Annotated in this window: 15 protein-coding genes, 1 pseudogene and 1 riboswitch; of the genes and pseudogenes, 7 read left to right on the top strand and 9 right to left on the bottom strand. The window is 73.5% G+C overall.

Annotated features, from left to right (window positions below; genetic code table 11):
- Window positions 1–5 precede the first annotated feature (5 nt).
- Together pflB and AOQ37_RS38555 are read right to left on the bottom strand one after the other, a co-directional pair.
- A complete protein-coding gene (gene pflB / locus AOQ37_RS10455; protein ID WP_062643513.1) occupies window positions 6–2,264 on the bottom strand; it encodes a formate C-acetyltransferase in 2,259 nt (752 codons plus the stop codon).
- Window positions 2,265–2,605: 341 nt separating this feature from the next.
- Window positions 2,606–2,734, bottom strand: a pseudogene (locus AOQ37_RS38555) (ornithine carbamoyltransferase); the annotation flags it as partial.
- Between the two features lie 290 nt (window positions 2,735–3,024).
- On the opposite strand from AOQ37_RS38555, the gene AOQ37_RS10450 reads away from it, so the two are divergent.
- From AOQ37_RS10450 to AOQ37_RS10440, 3 genes are all read left to right on the top strand, one after another.
- Entirely contained in the window at window positions 3,025–3,495 is a 471-nt protein-coding gene (locus AOQ37_RS10450) for a Crp/Fnr family transcriptional regulator (RefSeq protein WP_062643512.1), read from the top strand.
- A 60-nt stretch (window positions 3,496–3,555) separates the two neighbouring features.
- Entirely contained in the window at window positions 3,556–4,251 is a 696-nt protein-coding gene (locus AOQ37_RS10445) for a CBS domain-containing protein (RefSeq protein WP_062643631.1), read from the top strand.
- Window positions 4,252–4,412: 161 nt separating this feature from the next.
- A complete protein-coding gene (locus tag AOQ37_RS10440) occupies window positions 4,413–5,114 on the top strand; it encodes a response regulator (protein WP_062643510.1) in 702 nt (233 codons plus the stop codon).
- Between the two features lie 285 nt (window positions 5,115–5,399).
- On the opposite strand, the gene AOQ37_RS10435 is transcribed toward AOQ37_RS10440, so the two are convergent.
- The 7 genes from AOQ37_RS10435 to AOQ37_RS10405 form a co-directional block, all read right to left on the bottom strand.
- Window positions 5,400–6,980: a protein kinase domain-containing protein gene (locus AOQ37_RS10435; protein ID WP_062643508.1), complete on the bottom strand. Its 1,581-nt coding sequence runs from the start codon at window positions 6,978–6,980 to the stop codon at window positions 5,400–5,402.
- A gap of 515 nt (window positions 6,981–7,495) precedes the next feature.
- Window positions 7,496–8,008 (bottom strand): peptide-methionine (S)-S-oxide reductase MsrA, encoded by a 513-nt coding sequence (gene msrA, locus AOQ37_RS10430; protein WP_062643506.1) that lies wholly within the window; start codon window positions 8,006–8,008, stop codon window positions 7,496–7,498.
- A gap of 185 nt (window positions 8,009–8,193) precedes the next feature.
- Window positions 8,194–8,934, bottom strand: coding sequence for a VOC family protein (locus AOQ37_RS10425; protein ID WP_062643504.1), 741 nt, complete (start codon window positions 8,932–8,934; stop codon window positions 8,194–8,196).
- A 10-nt stretch (window positions 8,935–8,944) separates the two neighbouring features.
- A complete protein-coding gene (locus AOQ37_RS10420) occupies window positions 8,945–10,033 on the bottom strand; it encodes an FAD-dependent oxidoreductase (protein WP_062643502.1) in 1,089 nt (362 codons plus the stop codon).
- Window positions 10,034–10,264: 231 nt separating this feature from the next.
- On the bottom strand, window positions 10,265–11,026 hold the full coding sequence (locus tag AOQ37_RS10415) for a CbtA family protein (RefSeq protein ID WP_062643500.1): 762 nt from the start codon (window positions 11,024–11,026) through the stop codon (window positions 10,265–10,267).
- Window positions 11,027–11,049: 23 nt separating this feature from the next.
- A complete protein-coding gene (locus tag AOQ37_RS10410) occupies window positions 11,050–11,271 on the bottom strand; it encodes a CbtB domain-containing protein (RefSeq protein ID WP_062643498.1) in 222 nt (73 codons plus the stop codon).
- 37 nt (window positions 11,272–11,308) lie between these two features.
- A riboswitch (cobalamin riboswitch) is annotated at window positions 11,309–11,459 on the bottom strand.
- Between the two features lie 82 nt (window positions 11,460–11,541).
- On the bottom strand, window positions 11,542–12,606 hold the full coding sequence (locus tag AOQ37_RS10405; protein WP_062643497.1) for an enoyl-CoA hydratase/isomerase family protein: 1,065 nt from the start codon (window positions 12,604–12,606) through the stop codon (window positions 11,542–11,544).
- 672 nt (window positions 12,607–13,278) lie between these two features.
- Between AOQ37_RS10405 and AOQ37_RS10400 the strand changes: the two genes are divergently transcribed.
- The 4 genes from AOQ37_RS10400 to AOQ37_RS10385 all read left to right on the top strand — a co-directional run bounded on the left by AOQ37_RS10400 (window position 13,279) and on the right by AOQ37_RS10385 (window position 18,456).
- Window positions 13,279–14,430 carry a hypothetical protein gene (locus AOQ37_RS10400; RefSeq protein ID WP_062643495.1) on the top strand — a complete coding sequence of 384 codons (1,152 nt, stop codon included), beginning with the start codon at window positions 13,279–13,281 and terminating at the stop codon, window positions 14,428–14,430.
- 280 nt (window positions 14,431–14,710) lie between these two features.
- A complete protein-coding gene (locus AOQ37_RS10395) occupies window positions 14,711–15,271 on the top strand; it encodes a (2Fe-2S)-binding protein (protein ID WP_062643493.1) in 561 nt (186 codons plus the stop codon).
- A 51-nt stretch (window positions 15,272–15,322) separates the two neighbouring features.
- A complete protein-coding gene (locus tag AOQ37_RS10390; RefSeq protein ID WP_062643491.1) occupies window positions 15,323–16,333 on the top strand; it encodes an FAD binding domain-containing protein in 1,011 nt (336 codons plus the stop codon).
- Window positions 16,330–18,456, top strand: coding sequence for a xanthine dehydrogenase family protein molybdopterin-binding subunit (locus tag AOQ37_RS10385; protein WP_062643489.1), 2,127 nt, complete (start codon window positions 16,330–16,332; stop codon window positions 18,454–18,456). The genes AOQ37_RS10390 and AOQ37_RS10385 overlap by 4 nt, the downstream gene beginning before the upstream one ends.
- Window positions 18,457–18,502 lie beyond the last annotated feature (46 nt).

Here is an 18,502-nt window from a genome sequence, read left to right as displayed (position 1 = left end):
GGCTCTCACAGCGTTCCGTGGAAGGTGCGGCTGATCACGTCGAGCTGCTGCTCGCGGTTCAGGCGGACGAAGTTGACCGCGTATCCGGAGACCCGGATGGTCAGCTCCGGGTACTTCTCGGGGTGCTCCATGGCGTCCTCCAGCACCTCCCGGTCCAGCACGTTGACGTTCATGTGGAAACCGCCGGACGTCATATAGGCGTCGAGGATGCCCACCAGGTTCCCGGCCCGCTCCGCCGGGGCGTGTCCCAGCCCCTCGGGAGTGATGGTGGTGGTCAGCGAGATGCCGTCGCGGGCCTGCTCGTAGGGCAGCTTGGCGACCGAGAGGGCGGAGGCGGCCACGCCGTGCCGGTCACGGCCGTTCATCGGGTTGGCGCCCGGCGCGAAGGGCTGTCCGGCCCGGCGCCCGTCGGGGGTGTTGCCGGTGTGCTTGCCGTAGACGACGTTCGAAGTGATGGTCAGCACCGACTGGGTGTGCTCGGCGTCCCGGTACGTGGGGTGCCTGCGGACCTTCGCCATGAAGGACTCCACCAGGCCGACGGCGAGGGAGTCGGCGCGGTCGTCGTTGTTGCCGTACGCCGGGAACTCGCCCTCGGTCAGGAAGTCGACGGCCAGCCCGGTGGCGTCCCGGACGACCTTCACCCGGGCGAACCTGACGGCGGACAGGCTGTCGGCGGCGACGGAGAGCCCCGCGACGCCGCAGGCCATGAACCGGTGCACGGGGTGGTCGTGCAGCGCCATCTCGAGGCGCTCGTACGCGTACTTGTCGTGCATGTGGTGGATGACGTTGAGGGTGTCGACGTAGGTCTCCGCCAGCCAGTCCAGGACCCGGTCGTAGGCCGCCGACAGCTCGTCGAAGTCCAGGTACTCCCCCGTCAGCGCGGGCGTCGCGGGGGTGACCTGGTCACCCGTCATCTCGTCCCGGCCGCCGTTGACGGCGTAGAGCAGCGCCTTGGCCAGGTTGACGCGCGCGCCGAAGAACTGCATCTCCTTGCCCACCGCCATGGCGGACACGCAGCAGGCGATCGCGGTGTCGTCGCCGTTGCGGGGGCGGATCAGTTCGTCGGACTCGTACTGGACGGCGCTGGTGTCGATGGAGACCTGGGCGCAGAACGTCTTGAAGCCGGCGGGCAGCCGCGGGGACCACAGCACGGTGAGGTTGGGTTCGGGGGCGGGGCCGAGGTTGTAGAGGGTCCGCAGGAAGCGGAAGGAGGTGCGGGTGACCAGCGTGCGGCCGTCGGCGCCGACGCCCCCGATGGACTCGGTCACCCAGGTCGGGTCGCCGGAGAACAGCGCGTCGTACTCGGGGGTGCGCAGGAAGCGGACGATCCGCAGCTTGATCACGAAGTCGTCGATCAGTTCCTGGGCCCGTGACTCGTCGAGGGTCCCCGCGTCGAGGTCCCGCTGGAGGTAGACGTCGAGGAAGGTCGACGTGCGGCCCAGCGACATGGCGGCGCCGTTCTGTTCCTTCACGGCGGCGAGGTAGCCGAGGTAGAGCCACTGCACGGCCTCGTGCGCGGTACCCGCGGGCCGGGAGACGTCGCAGCCGTAGGTCGCCGCCATCCGGGTCAGCTCGCCCAGCGCCTTGATCTGCTCGGCGAGTTCCTCCCGGTCGCGGATCACGTGCTCGCTCGACGGCCGGCCGTCCAGCAGGGCCTTCTCCGCCCGCTTGGCCTCGATCAGCCGGTCGGTGCCGTAGAGGGCGACGCGCCGGTAGTCGCCGATGATCCGGCCGCGGCCGTAGGCGTCGGGCAGTCCGGTGATGATGCCGACCTTGCGCGCGGTGCGCATCGCGGGCGTGTAGGCGTCGAAGACACCGTCGTTGTGGGTCTTGCGGTAGGTCCCGAAGACCTTCGTCACGAACGGATCGGCCTCGTAGCCGTACGCCTCGAGGCCGTTCTGCACCATGCGCAGACCGCCGTTGGGCATGATCGCGCGCTTGAGCGGGGCGTCCGTCTGGAGGCCGACGATCAGTTCGCGGTCCCGGTCGATCCAGCCGGGCGCGTGCGAGGTGATCGTCGACGGCGTCGCGGGGTCCACGTCGAGGATGCCGCGCGCACGCTCCTCGGGGAACAGCGATCCGACCTTCTCCCAGACGGCCCGGGTGCGGTCCGTGGGGCCGGTCAGGAAGGACGCGTCGCCCTCGTACGGGGTGTAGTTGGCCTGGATGAAGTCGCGCACGTCGATCAGCTCGCGCCAGCGGGTCCCGGCGAAGCCTCGCCAGGCCACGGTGGCCCGGTCGCCGGCCGTCACGGTTGCGGTCATCGCCGTTCCTCTCCTCGGTACGTGTCGGTGCACTTCGATGCTCGTCGTCCGTGATCGTCACGGGGAGTGCCGGACAGCGCCCACGGGCGGGCCGTCCGGCCCCGTGCGCGGGGCCGGACGGCCCGGTGGCTCCCCGCGCCTTCCCCCGCCTTCCCGGCGGCCGTCAGCCGGCGGCGAGCTCCGGGCGGACCAGGGTGCCGGACCGGTCGTGCACGATCTCGTTCGCCGCGTCCAGGGCCCCGATGCCCGCGAAGCCCTCCGATGGAGCGGGTAGGGGGCGGTGAAGGCGGGGTCGCTTGCGCTCTCCACGGCGAGCAGACCGATCTGGGGGCGTGGCTTCGGTCCTCCAGAGTGGCGACGAGTACGGCCTTGATGGTGTGCAGCCGGTTCTCGGGCTGGTCGAAGACGATCGACGCGGGTGAGGAGAATACGTCGTCGGTGACTTCGAGGCCGTCCAGGCCGTAGCGGTCGACCGGGCTTCCGTCGGCATCCGGGCCTCGGCCGGAAGGAAGGCCCGGCGATCAGGAGAGAAGACGATCACTCGTCGTCCGTGCCACCGCGCCGGCGGTGACCTCGCCCGTCCCGCACGGCACCACCCCGGTGCCCGTCCTGCCGCGCGGGACGGCTCTCACCGCAGCACCCGAAAAGCCCTCCCGGTGCCGTACGGCGCGCTCAATGGACCAGGTGGCCCATGGTCCGCCCCGGGGACACGGCCCACGCTGGCCTTGGAAGCCCGTACTCCCCGCAGCGGAGGCACACCATGAACGCTCCCCTCACGCCCAACCCCAGCATGCTGCGCGCCCTGTCCGCCGAACACCGCCGGAGGCTCATGGGCATCGCCCGGGAGGTGTCCGTCCCCCAGGGCACGCGCCTGTTCGAGGAAGGCGGGCGGGCCGACCGGTTCTGGATCATCCGCACCGGCAGCATCGAGCTCGACATGCACGTGCCGGGCCGCCGGGCGGCTGTCATCGAGAGTCTCGGGCACAACCAACTGGTGGGCTGGTCCTGGCTCTTCACCCCTCACGTCTGGCATCTGGGCGCCGAGGCGAGCACACCGGTGCGGGCCTACGAGTTCGACGCCACGGCCGTCCGGTCCATGTGCGAGGACGACCCTGCACTGGGCAACGACGTCGCCCGCTGGGTCGGCGAGGTCCTCGCCCACCGTCTCCACGCGGCCAGGACCCGGCTCCTGGACCTGTATGCCCCGTACGGCGCCGGCAGCACCGTCTGACCCGAGCACCCCGGCACCGCGGCAAGCACCCGTCACAGGAACGGACAACGGAGGATGGTCATGCACGGCACCCCACACATCGTCAGCGATGTCATGACCCACACGGTCGCCGCGGTCGGCGGCGGGGCGACGTTCAAGGAGATCGTGCGGCTGATGCAGGACTGGAAGGTCAGCGCCCTGCCCGTCGTCGAGGGCGAGGGCCGTGTCATCGGCGTCGTCTCCGAGGCGGACCTGCTGCCGAAGGAGGAGTTCCGCGACAGCGACCCCGACCGGTACACGCAGCTGCGCCGTCTGTCCGACCTCGCGAAGGCCGGCGCCGTGACCGCGCGGGAGCTCATGACCTCCCCCGCGCTGACCGTCCACCCGGACACCACGCTCGCCCACGCCGCCCGGACCATGGCCCGGGCGAAGGTGAAGCGGCTCCCCGTCGTCGATGCCGTGGGGCTGCTCGAAGGCGTGGTCAGCCGTGCCGACCTGCTCAAGGTCTTCCTGCGCACCGACGAGGAGATCGCCGAGGAGGTGCGGCGCGAGGTCGTGTCCTACCTGTTCCCGGCGCCGACCGCGAACGTACGCACCGACGTGCGCGACGGCGTGGTGAAGCTCGCCGGCCACGTCCGGGACACCTCCCTGGTGCCGGTGGCGGCCCGGCTGGTCCGCGCGGTGGAAGGGGTCGTCGACGTGGAATTCGAACTCATCCGGCGCGCGGAGCCGACCGACGCGCCCACGGACGTCACCGAGCACGTCGAGTCCGCCTGAACCGCCCGGGACGGCGCGCGACCCGCCCGGTCCCCGGTCCCGGCGGCGCCTCCGTGAGAATGGGGCCGGTCGGCCCTGGTGCAACCGGTCCGAGCGCGTGATGATCGGCGTGATGGACAGCCCGCAGCCTGTCCTCCACCGGGGAACGAGGGGTCGCCACCATGCCGGAACAACGCGCCTTCACCGAGCAGAACCCGATCCGGGTGTTCCTGCTGGACGACCACGAGGTCGTCCGGCGCGGCCTGACGGACCTGCTCGACGCCGAACCCGACATCTCGGTGATCGGCGACGCAGGCACCGTGGACCACGCGCTCGCCCGGGGCCCCGCCCTGCGCCCCGACGTCGCCGTCCTCGACGTACGCCTGCCGGACGGTGACGGCATCTCCGTCTGCCGGGAGCTGCGCAGCCGGATGCCGGAGCTGGCCTGTCTGATGCTGACCTCGTTCGACGACGAGGAGGCCCTGCTCGACGCGATCATGGCCGGTGCCTCCGGCTACGTCCTCAAGCAGATCAAGGGCTCCGACCTCGTGTCGGCGGTCCGCACGGTGGCCTCGGGCCAGTCGATGCTGGATCCCGCGACCACGGCCCGCCTGATGCGCTCGCTGCGGGCCGACCCGGCCGAGACCCCGGCCGTGCCGTCCGAGCTTGCGAGCCTGTCGCCGCGCGAGCGGGACATCCTGGCCCTGATCGGCGACGGCCTGACCAACCGTGAGATCGGCAAGAGGCTCTACCTGTCCGAGAAGACCGTCAAGAACCACATCTCCCGGCTGCTGGCCAAGCTGGGCGTGCAGCGCCGGGTCCAGGCCGCCGTTCTCGCCTCCCACCTGGAACAGCCGGAGGCGAGCGAACACCGGACCAGGTGACGGGGACCGGCCGCCCCGCCGGAACCGGGCGACCTGACCGCGGACGCGGACGCGGCCGCGATCCGGCGCCGGCTTCCCTCGCGCGCGCCGGACGCCCTCGACCGCGTCCGGCCTCCGCCGCGAAGCCGTCGAGCAGCGCGAGGCGGGCGCGAACCCCGAGCCGGGGAGAGCCCCGCCCGGGGCCGCCCTGAGCCAGGGAGAGCCCCGCGCGCCGGGGGACGGTGTGCGCGGGCGGATGGCGCCGGGCGGGCGGGGGTGGAGCAGGGCTGCGGCCGCGGCGGCGCGTCAGCCCGCCGATCCCGCCGACCACAGCACCGTGTCGCCGGACTTGATCACCACGTTTCCGTCGGCCTCGAACACGAGGACCGCTCCCGGGTGGCCGTAGGTCCGCGAGGCCCACACGGGCCGCCCGCCGCTGTTGTAGACGACCAGGTTGCCGTCCGCCTGGAAGCGGGCCGAGTTGCCCTCGCCGCTGGTCTTCGCGGCCCAGCGCGCCTTGCGGTCCTGGTCGTAGACGACGAAGTTGCCGTCCTCCTGGATGACCAGACTCCGGGTCGTGGTCCCCACGGACTCCCCGGTGGCCAGTTCGAGCGGGGCCTGGACGACCTTGGGTGTCGTGTCCTCGCCCTGGGGCTCCTGCGGGTCCTGGGGCCCCAGGGGCTCCCGGGTCTGCTGGGACTCCGCGGCGGACGGCGTCCTCCCCGCCGTCTCGGAGGCGGCGGCCGAGCCGGACGTCCGCCCCGACGCGGAGGGCGACGAGTCGGCCGACGAACGCTGCGTACCGAAGTGGACGGCGGCCACCACCGCCACCACGACCGTGACCGCCGCGAGGGCCGCGGTCAGCAGCCAGGCGGGCCGAAGACGCCGGCCTGGCTCCGCCGGGGCGGCGAGGAGGGTGTCGGACCTCGTCGGCGGGGTCGCCGGCCGGTCGGCGGAGGCCAGGGTGTCGTGCTGTGCGAGGTCGACCAGGGTGCGCGCCGACTGCTCGGTGTCGGTCAGCTCTCCGGCCAGGACCGTGGGGCACTCCTCGGGCCAACGCCCGGTCCTGCCGCCCCTCTCCTCCAGCCAAGCGGCCAGCAGGGCCGCCGTCGGCCGCTCGGCCGGCTCCTTGGCCAGACACGCGGTGAGCAGTGGCACCAGCTCCGGGGGGACGCCCGAGAGGTCGGGCTCCTCGTGCACCACCCGGTACAGCAGGGTGGCCGCCGGGATCTCCTCCCCCGCGCGCGAGAACGGGCCGCGTCCGGTCGCGGCGTACACGAGGGTGGCGGCCAGCGAGAACATGTCGGCGGGTTCGGCGGCGACACTGCCGACGGCCTGGTCCGGCGCGAGGTAGCCGGGAGATCCGACGGAGACGCCGAGACGGGTGTGCCGGCTGTCGTCGGCGGCCCGTGCGACACCGAAGTCGATCAGCCGTGGCCGGTCGCCTGCCAGCAGGACGTTCCCGGGCTTGACGTCCCGGTGTGCCAGGCCGGCCTGATGCACGGCGTGCAGGGCGCCGCACAGCTCGGCGGCGAGCGAGAGCAGCGCCGCGTGCGGCAGCGGGCCGTGGGCCGCGACCCATTCGGCGAGCGACGGCGCGGGCACGTACTCGGTGGCCAGCCACTGCGGACGCCGGCCGGGGGCGCTGTAGTCCACGACGGTCACGGTCCACGGAGAACGGACGCGGTCGCTGTTGCGTATCTCGCGGGCGAACCGCTCCTCGAACCCCGGTTCGGAGCTGAGATCGTCGCGGATCGTCTTCAGGGCGAGCAGTCGGCCCGAACCCGTACGGGACAGGAACACCTGCCCCATGCCGCCCGCGCCGAGCCGGCCGAGCAACGGATAGCCGCCGATGGATGTCGGGTCCGAAGGCTGAAGGTTGTCCATGGCGACTGTTCCCCGGGAGTGTGCGTCAGCGCTCGAAGCGCGCGCTGGGCCTTGGCTTGCGTGCCGGTGGGCACGGTGTTCCGCGCCCGCAAGTATGCCGGACGGGTTCACCCTTCGTGTTCCTCGCCAACTCCTGTACGCCGGGGGAAGGTTGGACCGGGCGGAGCGTTCCCGCGCCACCGCCCCGCCGTGAGATCCGCTCGGACCCCGCGAAACCGGTGGACACCCGCACGGCGACGGGAGAAGGGCGCGGGGCCGTCGCCCTGTTCCGGGCGCCGGATCCGGGGCGGAGCCGGCCGGGCTGAGCGCCCGCGCGCCGGCCGGGCTGAGCGCCCGCGCGCCGCCCGCACCCTGCCCGTCGGCCACCGCCCGGGTGCCCCGGAGCTTCCTCGTTCCTGCCCTTCCGGACCCGAAAGGTAGCCCCTGCCGGACACCCGGAAGCCACCGCTCGCGGCAGCGCCGAGGCCCGGGAACGCGGCCCCGGGCCTCGGCGCGCGGTGGTCAGCCCCGGGGGGTCAGCCCTGGGTGCGGGCGGGGAGCCGCCATCCCGGGCGCGGGAAGTGGCAGGTGTAGCCCTCGGGGTAGCGCTCCAGGTAGTCCTGGTGCTCCGGCTCGGCCTCCCAGAACGGGCCGACCGGCTCGACCTCGGTGACGGCCTTGCCCGGCCACAGGCCGGAGGCGTCCACGTCCGCGATGGTGTCCTCGGCGATCCGCTTCTGCTCGTCGTCCACGTAGTAGATCGCCGAGCGGTAGCTGAGGCCGATGTCGTTGCCCTGACGGTTCTTGGTGCTCGGGTCGTGGATCTGGAAGAAGAACTCCAGGATCGTGCGGAAGTCGGTCTTCTCGGGGTCGAAGAGGATCTCGATGGCCTCCGCGTGGGTGCCGTGGTTGCGGTACGTCGCGTTCGGGACGTCACCGCCGGAGTATCCGACCCGGGTCGCCGTCACGCCCGGGAGCTTGCGGATCAAGTCCTGCATCCCCCAGAAGCATCCGCCCGCCAGCACGGCCCTCTGCGTCTGCGCTGCCATCTCAGCACCTTCCGTATCTCTCGTCTCGGCCACGTGCGCCGCTCGCTCGCACACCTCGACGTCCCAGCTTCTGTGGATACAACAGCACGTGAGAGGCCTGAACAATTCCGCCCCCGGTCCTGAGCACGTCCCCGGGCACGTGACGGCCGGCCGGGCGGCCGGCGCCGTCGGAGGGAGGCTCCGCGTCAGGGCAGGGCGAGGACGCAGAACTCGTGCCCCTCCGGGTCGGCCAGGCACGTCCACGGCACCTCGCCCTGGCCGAGGTCGAGGTCGGTGGCGCCCAGGGCGCGCAGCCGGTCCACCTCCGCCGCCCGGTCGTCGCCGGGGTAGGGCAGCAGGTCGAGATGGAGGCGGTCCGGCACGGTCTTGACGCCGGGCGTGCGCAGGAACTCGAGATACGGCCCGCCGCCCCGGGCGGAGCGCAACGACGCGTGGTCGTCGGTCACGTCGTGCACGATCCAGTCCGTCGCGCCGCCCCAGAACCGGGCCATGGCCCGCGGGTCCGCGCAGTCGACCACCAGCGCGGCGATCGGCCCGGTGTCCCGGTAGACCTCCCGGGGTTCCAGCACACAGAACTCGTTGCCCTCCGGGTCGGCGAGGACCGTCCACGGCACCTCGCCCTGTCCCACGTCGGCGGGTGTCGCGCCGAGCGACTTCAGGCGCGCGACCAGCTCCGCCCGGTGGGCCGCCGAGGTGGTGGCGAGGTCGAGGTGTACCCGGTTCTTCGTCGCTGTCTTGGGTTCGGGGACGGGAACGACGTCGACGCCGACGACGACCGGGTCCGGCCAGACGAGGTCGCCGGGCGGGCCGACGTAGGTGGTCACACCGGGGCTCCAGGCACTCCAGCCGAGCGCCCGCGCCCAGAACCGGCCGACCGCGGCGGCGTCGAGCGCCTTGATGTTCAGCTGAACCGGTCGCAGTGGCATGCCGGTGATCCTATGCCGTGCGTCCGAGGCGGAAGCGGGGATGCGGCTCGGCGCGACCGGTGGCCAGGTCGGCGGCCATCGCCCCGATGACGGGGGCGAACTTCGCGCCGTGCCCGGAGCACGGGGAGACGACGACGAAGGGGCCGTGGCGGTCCAGGACGAAGTCCTCGTCCGGGGTCGTGGTGTAGAGGCAGGTCGCCTCGGCGACCGGGTCGGGCTCGAGGCCCGGGAGTCGGTCGCGCACGAAGCCGCTCACCCGCGTCCGCGACGACGGGTCGACGATCCCGCTGCGGGTGCGGGCGGTGGCCGGGGTGCCGCGGTCGTGCTCGGCGACCTTGACGGCGGGGAGCGGACCGCCGTCGCTGCCGGACGGCAGGCCGTAGAGGTGCAGCGCCCCGTCCCAGATCAGGGTCGGCCAGCCGACGGACGGATCCCGCTGGCGGAAGTGGAAGACCTGCTGCTGGGTCACCGCCAACGGCGGCAGGGCGAAGGGCAGTTCCAGCTCGGGCAGCCAGGCGCCGGCCGCGATCACCACGGTGTCGGCGACGATCTCGTGGCCCCCGTCGGTGTGCAGGCGCGTCTTCCCGCTCCCGCGGACGTCGATGCCGGTGACGCGGGTGCCGGTGATCAACCGCGCTCCGTGGTCGACCGCCCGCCGTACGCACGCCCGGACGGTCTCGTCGGCGTCGACCACGCCCGCGTCCGGGTGGTGGAGCACCGGGCCGGTGACGCGGATGTACGGCCAGCGCTCCGCGGCGGCCTCCGGTCCGAGGATCTCGTGGGGCACTCCGGCCGCGCCCAGGAGGTCGGCGATCACCTTCGGGTCGTAGTGCTCGCCCATGTCGAGCCCACCGGTCGTGCGCAACAAGGGGGTCGAGCTGTCGTCCTCCAGCTCGCGCCACTGCTCGTGGGCCTGTCCGGTCAGCCGTACGTAGAAGGGGTCGGGGTACGCCCGCCGGAAGATCCGTGAGCTGCCGTGCGAGCTGCCGTGCCGGTGGCCGACGTCGTACGCCTCGACGAGCGTGACCTCGTGGCCCCTGCGGGCCAGTTGCCAGGCGGTGGCCGCGCCCATGAGTCCGGCACCGACGACGGCGATCACAGTCCCTCCCGGGGGGTTCGGCCGGTGCCCGCGAGCGGAACGCGGGCCGTGGCAGCGGGCTTGATCGTATCGGCGACCAGGTCCTCGGGTTCCGGCGGTGCGGGGCGGCCGGTGCCCTGGCCACCGTCCTCGCGCGGGGCTCCGGTTGCCGATCGGGCGTCGGCCCGGACACGCGAGAGGGCCCCCGGACGGTTCCGCGGGCCCTCTCGTCGGGTCGTCGTGCCGGTCGGGTCACCGTGGGGCGGCCACCGCGGTGCCCGCGCTCACGGCGGCGGGCCGGGGGTGCAGGAGCCGTTCGGCCAGTTCGCCGAAGACCAGGCCGAAGCCTGCCCAGAGCGTGACCTGCATGGCGAGGGCGGACAGCCGGAACCGCCACAGCAGAGCGGCCGGGAAGTCGCCCGGCACCTCGTTGACGGCGGGCAGGAACGCGTAGGCCACCCCGACGGCGAGCACGAAGCCGAGGACGGCCGCGACGGTCGCGTTCCAGGTGCCCAGCCGCGGGGCGAGCCGCTTGCCGAGGATCACCGCGGCGACCGCGAGCAGTACACCGAGCACCATCATCAGGAAGTACAGGGTGGTGCGCTTGCCGATGGTGTCCGCGTCGCCGACCGCGGGCGGGTTCGCCGGGTACTTCAGGAAGGGGACGACGTACACGGCGAGCAGGGCGGTCCCCGACAGCAGCAGGGCCGTGGCCCGGGGGCCGAAGCGGCCCACCCGGCCGAGGGCGAAGCAGAAGGCGAGGGCGGCGATGCCGCCGAAGGCCACCCCGTAGATCAGCACGCCGGTGGCGAGACCGGCCGTGGACTGGAGGCCGCGGGAGACGAGTTCCACCTCGTGGTGCTCGTGACCGGCGGCATGGGACTCCTCGAAGCCGATCGCGCTGTCGACGTTCGGCTCACCGAGGAAATAGGCGACGATCAGGGCGAGCACGCCGGCACCGAGGCCGGCGAGCATGCCCCGCACGAGCAGGTTTCGCACCGTTGCGGAGTTCATGGGTGTGCTGGGGTTCCCCTCGGTCAGTGGCAGGGGAAGCCGAGCAGGTGGCGGGCGTCGTGCACCCACTCGTGGACGTCCTCGCCGGAGACCACGGCGGTCGCGCCCTGTTCCGCGCCGACGAAGTACAGCAGGACCAGCATCAGGACACCGAAGAAGACCGCCCAGGGGGCGATGTCCTTCAGCGGCAACTTGGCGGGTACGACGGGCGTATCGGTAGTCGGCTGGGCGACATGCTGCGCCATGGCAAGACCTCCTCTGGGAGTTCGCGTCCCATCTCGGTGGTGCACATGACGACGGCCACGGGTCTGACTCGCGGTGCGCCCCTCGGGGGTACACCGTCCACAGTGGCGCGACCGTGCCGGATTCTCACCGGCTTCCGTCTCGCCGTCGTCGATATCAGAGCGACGGTACCGCGCGGCGGGTCCCTGGCCAATACCGCCCCGCCTGGCGTGATTCCCCTCTCCCCGGCCAGGTGGCCCCGATCACCGTGCCGGCCGCGCCCGGCGGAGCCCTCAGAGGGTCATGCCGGGGCCGGCCAGCGCGAGTTCACGCTCGCCGAGCGGGGCGAAGAAGCGCTCCACGTCGGCCGCCGTCACCTCGGCGAGGGTGGCCGGCGACCAACGGGGGTCGCGGTCCTTGTCGATGACCTGGGCGCGGATGCCCTCGACCAGGTCGGCCGTGGACAGGGCCGCGCAGGAGACGCGGTACTCCTGTTCCAGCACCCGCTCCAGCGAGCCGATCCGCCGGGCCCGGCGCAGGGCGGCGAGCGTGACCTTGAGCGCGGTGGGTGACCTGGTCAGGAGGATCTCCGCGGTCTCCTTCGCCGCCGGGTCACCGTGGTCGGACAGCCGCCGGACGATCTCCTCGACGGTGTCGGCCGCGTAGCAGGCGTCGATCCACGCCCGCCGGCCGGCCAACTCGCCCTCCGGCAGCGGCCGTACGTGACGGTCCAGGGCTTCCCGCACGGGCCGGCCGGCGAGGTCGTCGGCCAACTGCCGGAGGGAGGCGGAGGGTACGTAGTGGTCGGCGAGCCCGCACGCCACGGCGTCGGCGGCGCCGATCTGCGCTCCCGTCAGGGCGAGATGGGTGCCCAGTTCGCCGGGGGCACGGGCGAGCAGGTGGGTGCCGCCGACGTCCGGCACGAAGCCGATGCCGGTCTCGGGCATCGCGATCCGCGACCGCTCGGTGACGACCCGGACACCGCCGTGTGCGGAGACACCGACGCCGCCGCCCATCACGATGCCGTCCATCAGGGCGACGTAGGGCTTGGGGTAGCGGGCGATGCGCGCGTTGAGGTGGTACTCGTCGCGCCAGAAGGCGGCCGCGGCGGTGCCGTCCCCGTCGCGGGCGTCGTCGTGGACGGCGCGGATGTCACCGCCGGCGCACAGGCCGCGCTCCCCCGCGCCGGAGAGGACCACGGTCCCGACGGCCGGGTCGCGCTCCCAGGCCGTCAGCGCGGCGTCGATCCGCCGCACCATCGTGTGATTCAGGGCGTTGATCGCCCTGGGTCGGTTCAGCGTGATGTGGGCGGCTCGGCCGGTGGTGTGCAGCAGGACGGGCTCCTCGATGTCGTTCATCCGGATGCCTCCGTCAGGCCGCGGGCCACGATGACGCGCATGATCTCGTCGCTTCCTTCCAGGTTCTACTGGACGCACGGGTCATGGACGATCTTCTCCATGCCGTGCCCGCCGAGGAAGCCCGGCCCCCGTGGCGAGGGCGGACCCGGTCGGTCACCGGGCGTCCGGGGCCGGTCGCGGCCCGGGCACGCGGACAGGGCTCGCCCCTACGCGGATGGTGGGCGAGCCCTGTCCACCGGCCCGATTCTCGGGGCCGGGAGCCCGCCGGGCCCACGAGTGCGGGGGCCCCGGCCGTGGTGAACGGCACACACCCCGTACGAGGGACGCACACCCCCGCGCGGACCACGGCACCGACGATCTCGGCACGGCCCCGCACAGCCCCCCGCCCGCACCCGCCCGTGCCGCCGTACAGCGCCCGCCCGTGCCGCCGCCCCGGCCACCGCACAGGCCGCGGACTCACGGGCCGGAATCGGGACGCGTGACCTGTGGCGCGCCGGGGAAGGCACACCCCGGCGAGGGCGTCTCCGGGCGCCCGCGCCACCGACCCGCTTGATCGCGCACCCCCCGCGGCGAGCGATACTGGCCTTCGCACGTCGTCGCCACGTCGTCACCGCCCTCACGAATGGAATCATCCTCATCTCCGCGACCGTTCCGCCCACGACGCCCTCCACGGTGTGGCAGACCCGTGGCCGTCACACCGGCCCCACCGCCCCGGACGTCCTGCGCACACACCTTCAGGCACTCAAGGACGCCGAGACCGTCCAGGACTTCAGCGAGCTGCCCGACACCGACACTCCCGAGGGGGAGACGGCCTTCGAGGCCCGGTGGCTCGTCGCGGAGGAGGTGACCGTCCGCGCCCGGCTGCGGCTCGCCGAGTGGTCGGGCCAGGGCCAGGAGTGGACGCTGACGGCGGAGGCGGAGCGGCCGTGGGACCAGCGCTGGCCCTCACCGGCCGCGATGTTCTGGTCCTGGGATGCGGACACCCCGTGGGGCAACGAGACCGTCACCGGTGAGCGCTTCCTCGCCGCCAACCCGCTCCCGGCGGACGACAAGGAGCTGCGGCGCGCGCTCCGGGCCGCCCTGCGGGACACCTGGACCGTCCACCTCGTCGTGCACGAGGCCATGACGCCCGACGAGCGGGGCCGGCGGTCGCTGGTCCCGCTGCTGCCGCCCGGCCTGCACCACCGGGTCGTCGAGCACCGCGCGGCCCCGCACCAGCTGCGCACCGTGAACTGGGCCCTCAAGGAGTCCGGGGTGGAGGTACCGCGCGGCGGGGCACTGGTGCTGCCCGGCGCCCCCGCCCCGGCCGATTACGACGCCGCCGACTACTCGGTGCGCAGCGTGTTCCTGGACGGCACGCACCCCACCGAGCTGCTGGACGCGGTGCGGCGCTTCGCGGAGCTGCCCAGGCCGCTGCCGGAGGGGGCCGACGCCGCGCTCACCGCGCTGCGGGAGGAGTGGCAGCTGCTGACCCCGGCGGAGGAGCTCGCGCGGGAACGCAAGCTGGTGGTGATGTACAAGGAGGCGCTGGAGGCGATGACGGAGTCCCGGGACCTGTACCGGGAGGCCGCCGAGCACGCGCACGAGGCACTGGCCGCGTACCGGGAGGCGGCCGCCGAGGCCGGGGAACCCCGGCAGGCGCCCGCCAGGAAGAGCGGTTCGCCGTTCCAGCAGCTGGGCCGGACCCTGGAGCGGTTCAAGGAGACGACCAAGAGCCTGCGCCCGGTGGCGTCGGCCGCTCCCCCGGCCCGGGCCGAGGTGCCGGGGCAGAACCGCGCCCCGGGTGCCACCGGCGGCGACGAACCCGGGGCGACCGACCGATAGACCTGGTGGCGACCGACCGATGGACCTGGTGGGCGGGTGCCCGGCGGACGGGTGTCAGGCGGACGGGTGTCAGGCGGACGGGTGTCAAGCGGACGACTGCCTGGTGGACGGGTGTCAGGTCGGCGAGTGACCGGTCGGCCGGCTCCACCGGTGGTGGTGAACGGGAACCTCGGGCGAATTACCTCGTACCAGGACGTGTCAGACGCGCCACGGTGGATACGCGGTCTCCACGGCACCACCGCACCACCGCACCACGGACCGCCCCGGAAGGGACCAGGACATGGGCAGTGAGCACGGCCCCCGGTCGGCGCCCCACCGATCCGAGACGACACTGCGCGTCAACGGCAAGCCGCACACCCTCACCGTCGACCACCGGCGCGTGCTGCTGGACGTGCTGCGCGAGGATCTGGACCTCACCGGAGCGAAGAAGGGCTGCGACCACGGTCAGTGCGGCGCCTGCACCGTCCTCGTCGACGGGCGGCGCGTCAACAGCTGTCTGCTGCTCGCCGTCGCCCTGGACGGCAGCGACGTCACCACCGTCGAGGGCCTGTCCGGCGACGGCGAGGATCCGCACCCGCTCCAGCGGGCCTTCCTCGATCGCGACGCCTTCCAGTGCGGGTACTGCACACCCGGCCAGATCTGCTCGGCGCTGGGCGCGCTCGCCGAGGCGGAGTCCGGCCACCCCTCGCACGTCACGGACCCCGGGGCGCCTTCCGGGCGGCCCGTCGCGCTGGACCGGGACGAGATCCGCGAGCGGCTCAGCGGCAATCTCTGCCGCTGCGGCGCGTATCCGCGCATCGTCGACGCGGTCCAGGACGTGACCGGGACGGGCAGCACATGACGGGGCCGGCGGCCCGAGGCCACGACCGGTGCAACCAGAGGACGTGATCCGGTGGACACCTTCGCCTACGTACGGGCCGGCTCTCTCGCGGAGGCCGCCGAGGCCTTCGCCGCCCACCCGGGCGCACGCTATCTGGGCGGCGGCACCAACCTCGTCGACCTGATGAAACTCGGTGTGGAACGGCCGACCGCCCTCGTCGACGTCACCCGGCTCCCGCTGGCCGAGGTGACCGAGCTGCCGGACGGGTCGCTGCGGATCGGGGCCCTCGTGCGCAACAGCGACCTCGCGGCGCACCCCCTCGTACGGGACCGCTACCCGGCGCTCTCCCAGGCGGTGCTCGCGGGCGCCTCCGGCCAGCTGCGCAACGCCGCGACGACCGGCGGGAACCTGCTCCAGCGCACCCGCTGCCCCTACTTCCAGGACGTCTCCAAGCCGTGCAACAAACGGGAGCCGGGCAACGGCTGCGCCGCCCGGGAGGGCGTGCACCGCGACCACGCCGTACTCGGGCACTCCGAGCACTGCATCGCCACCCACCCCTCGGACCTTGCCGTGGCCCTGGCCGCGCTGGACGCCGAGGTCGAGCTGTACGGCACGGCGGGCGTACGCCGGGTGGCGGCGGCCGGGTTCCACCGGCTGCCCGGGGAGGAACCCGAGCGGGACACCGTGATCGAACCCGGCGAGATCGTCACCGCCGTCGTGCTGCCGGCCGCCACGGCCGGGCTGCCGTCCGCTTACCGCAAGGCGCGCGACCGGGCCTCGTACGCCTTCGCGCTGGCCTCCGTCGCCGTGGTCCTGGAGGTGGCCGACGGTGTCGTCGCACGGGTGGGGATCGCCTTCGGGGCGCTGGCCCACCGCCCGTGGCGGGCCAGGCGGGCCGAGGAGGCGCTGCTCGGCGCCGCTCCCACCCCGGCCGCCTTCGAACGCGCCGCCGACCTGGAGCTGTCCGAGGCCCGGCCGCTGCGTGACAACGCGTACAAGGTGCCGCTGGCCCGCAACCTCGCCGTCGACGTCCTGACGCGGCTCGTGCCGGACGGGCCCGTACCGCACGAGGAGGACTCATGACCGCCGTCGGCGCTCCCGCCGAGCGCAGGGAGGGCCGGGAGAAAGTCACCGGGACCGCCCGTTACGCCGCCGAACAGCCCCTTCCCGGGCGGCTGTTCGCCCGCCCCGTCCCGGCGGCGATCGTGCGGGGCCGGGTGACCGACGTCGACGACACCGCGGCGCTGGCACTGCCCGGTGTCGTCACCGTGCTCACCTACCGCAACGCGCCCCGGCTCGCCCCGGCGGACGACGCCACCCTGTCCGTGCTCCAGGACCCCGAGGTGCCGAACCGGGGCTGGTTCGTGGCCCTGGTGGTGGCCGACAGCCCGGAGGCGGCCCGGGCCGGCGCCGCCGCCGTACGGGTCACCTGCGCCGAGGAGGCACACGACGTCACGCTCACCGCCGCGCACCCGCGGGCGTACGTCCCCGAGAAGGTCAGCGGGACCTTCCCGGGCCTGCGGGAACTGGGCGACCCCGACGGCGCGTTCGCCGACGCGGCGGTGCGGATCGACGCCGGCTACCGGGTGCCGCCCCTGCACAACCACCCCATGGAGCCGCACGCCAGCACCGCGCACTGGGACGGCGAACGGCTCACGGTGCACGCCTCCAGCCAGGGCACCACGGCCGTGCGCGCCGCGCTCAGCACGATGTTCGGGCTGTCGAACGAGCGGATCACGGTCGTCGCCGAACATGTCGGCGGCGGCTTCGGGTCCAAGGGCACACCCCGGCCGGACGTGGTGCTCGCCGCGATGGCCACCTGGCACACCGGACGCCCGGTCACCGTGGTCTTCCCCCGCCGGATGCTGCCCACCTCCGTCGGCCACCGGGCGACCACCCTGCACCGGCTGCGGCTGGGCGCCGACTCCGACGGCCGGCTGACCTCGCTGGTGCACGAGGTGACCACGTACTCGTCCCGGATCAAGGAGTTCGTCGAGTACGCGGCGATCCCGTCCCGCATCATGTACGCCGCCCCGAACCTGCGCAGCCTGCACCGCGTGGTCCGGCTGGACGTGCCGACGCCGTCCTGGATGCGGGCGCCCGGCGAGGCGCCGGGCATGTACGCCCTGGAGTCGGCGATGGACGAGCTGGCCGGGGCGCTCGGGATCGACCCGGTCGAGCTGCGCATCCGCAACGAACCGGACACCGAGCCGGACAGCGGCAAGCCGTTCAGCAGCCGGCACCTCGTCGAGTGCCTGCGCGAGGGCGCCCGCCGGTTCGGCTGGTCCGCACGGGACCCCCGCCCCCGGACGCACCCCGCCGGACCACTGCTGTTCGGGACGGGCGTGGCCGCCGCCACCTACCCGGTTCAGGCGCGTCCCTCGCGGGCCGCGGCGCGTGCCCTGCCGGACGGGTCCTTCCTCGTCGAGGTGAACGCCGCGGACATCGGCACCGGTGCCCGTACGGTCCTCGCGCAGATCGCCGCGGACGCCCTGGAGGTGCCCCTGGAGCGGGTGGGGATCCGGGTGGGCAACAGTGATCTGCCGCCGGCCCCGCTGGCGGGCGATTCCGCCGGCACCGCCTCCTGGGGCTGGGCGGTCCACGAGGCCTGCACGGCGCTCGCCGCGCGGCTGGCGGAACGTCAGGGCCGGTTGCCCGAGGAGGGGTTGGAGGCGCGCGCCGACACCAAGGGGACGGCCGACGCCGAAAGTCCCTTCGCGCGCCACGCGTTCGGGGCGCACTTCGCGGAGGTCTCCGTGGACACGGTGACCGGCGAGGTGCGGGTGCGCCGACTGCTCGGGGTGTACGCGGCGGGCCGCATCCTCAACCCCCGTACCGCGCGCTCCCAGTTCGTCGGCGGGATGACGATGGGCCTGGGCATGGCGCTGACCGAGGGCAGCACCCTGGACACCGCCTCCGGTGACTTCACCGAGTCGGACCTCGCGGCCTACCACGTGCCCGCGCACGCCGATGTGCCGGACATCGAGGCGCACTGGATCGACGAGCACGATCCGCATCTCAACCCCGTGGGCGGCAAGGGGATCGGTGAGATCGGCATCGTGGGCACGCCGGCCGCCATCGGCAACGCCGTGCACCACGCCACGGGCGTCCGCTTCCGCGAACTGCCGCTCACCCCCGACCGGGTGCTGACGGGCCTGCTGGAGGCCCCTCAGCACCCGGCACGGGCCGACCGGCCGACCGGCTGACTGGCCGCCGGTGCCGACCGGCTGACTAGCCGCCGGTGCCGACCGG

It is taken from the genome of Streptomyces maremycinicus (assembly GCF_001184025.1).
Taxonomy (GTDB): domain Bacteria; phylum Actinomycetota; class Actinomycetes; order Streptomycetales; family Streptomycetaceae; genus Streptomyces; species Streptomyces maremycinicus.
This window is presented reverse-complemented; position numbering and strand designations above follow the sequence as displayed.

What these genes read in the sequence shown, in the direction of transcription:
- AOQ37_RS10385 (WP_062643489.1), top strand. Translation starts at nt 16,330, where the DNA reads ATGACCGCCGTCGGCGCTCCCGCCGAGCGCAGGGAGGGCCGGGAGAAA.
- AOQ37_RS10425 (WP_062643504.1), bottom strand. Translation starts at nt 8,934, where the DNA reads ATGCCACTGCGACCGGTTCAGCTGAACATCAAGGCGCTCGACGCCGCC.
- AOQ37_RS10415 (WP_062643500.1), bottom strand. Translation starts at nt 11,026, where the DNA reads ATGAACTCCGCAACGGTGCGAAACCTGCTCGTGCGGGGCATGCTCGCC.
- AOQ37_RS10445 (WP_062643631.1), top strand. Translation starts at nt 3,556, where the DNA reads ATGCACGGCACCCCACACATCGTCAGCGATGTCATGACCCACACGGTC.
- AOQ37_RS10435 (WP_062643508.1), bottom strand. Translation starts at nt 6,980, where the DNA reads ATGGACAACCTTCAGCCTTCGGACCCGACATCCATCGGCGGCTATCCG.
- AOQ37_RS10405 (WP_062643497.1), bottom strand. Translation starts at nt 12,606, where the DNA reads ATGAACGACATCGAGGAGCCCGTCCTGCTGCACACCACCGGCCGAGCC.
- AOQ37_RS10410 (WP_062643498.1), bottom strand. Translation starts at nt 11,271, where the DNA reads ATGGCGCAGCATGTCGCCCAGCCGACTACCGATACGCCCGTCGTACCC.
- AOQ37_RS10450 (WP_062643512.1), top strand. Translation starts at nt 3,025, where the DNA reads ATGAACGCTCCCCTCACGCCCAACCCCAGCATGCTGCGCGCCCTGTCC.
- pflB (WP_062643513.1), bottom strand. Translation starts at nt 2,264, where the DNA reads ATGACCGCAACCGTGACGGCCGGCGACCGGGCCACCGTGGCCTGGCGA.
- AOQ37_RS10395 (WP_062643493.1), top strand. Translation starts at nt 14,711, where the DNA reads ATGGGCAGTGAGCACGGCCCCCGGTCGGCGCCCCACCGATCCGAGACG.
- msrA (WP_062643506.1), bottom strand. Translation starts at nt 8,008, where the DNA reads ATGGCAGCGCAGACGCAGAGGGCCGTGCTGGCGGGCGGATGCTTCTGG.
- AOQ37_RS10440 (WP_062643510.1), top strand. Translation starts at nt 4,413, where the DNA reads ATGCCGGAACAACGCGCCTTCACCGAGCAGAACCCGATCCGGGTGTTC.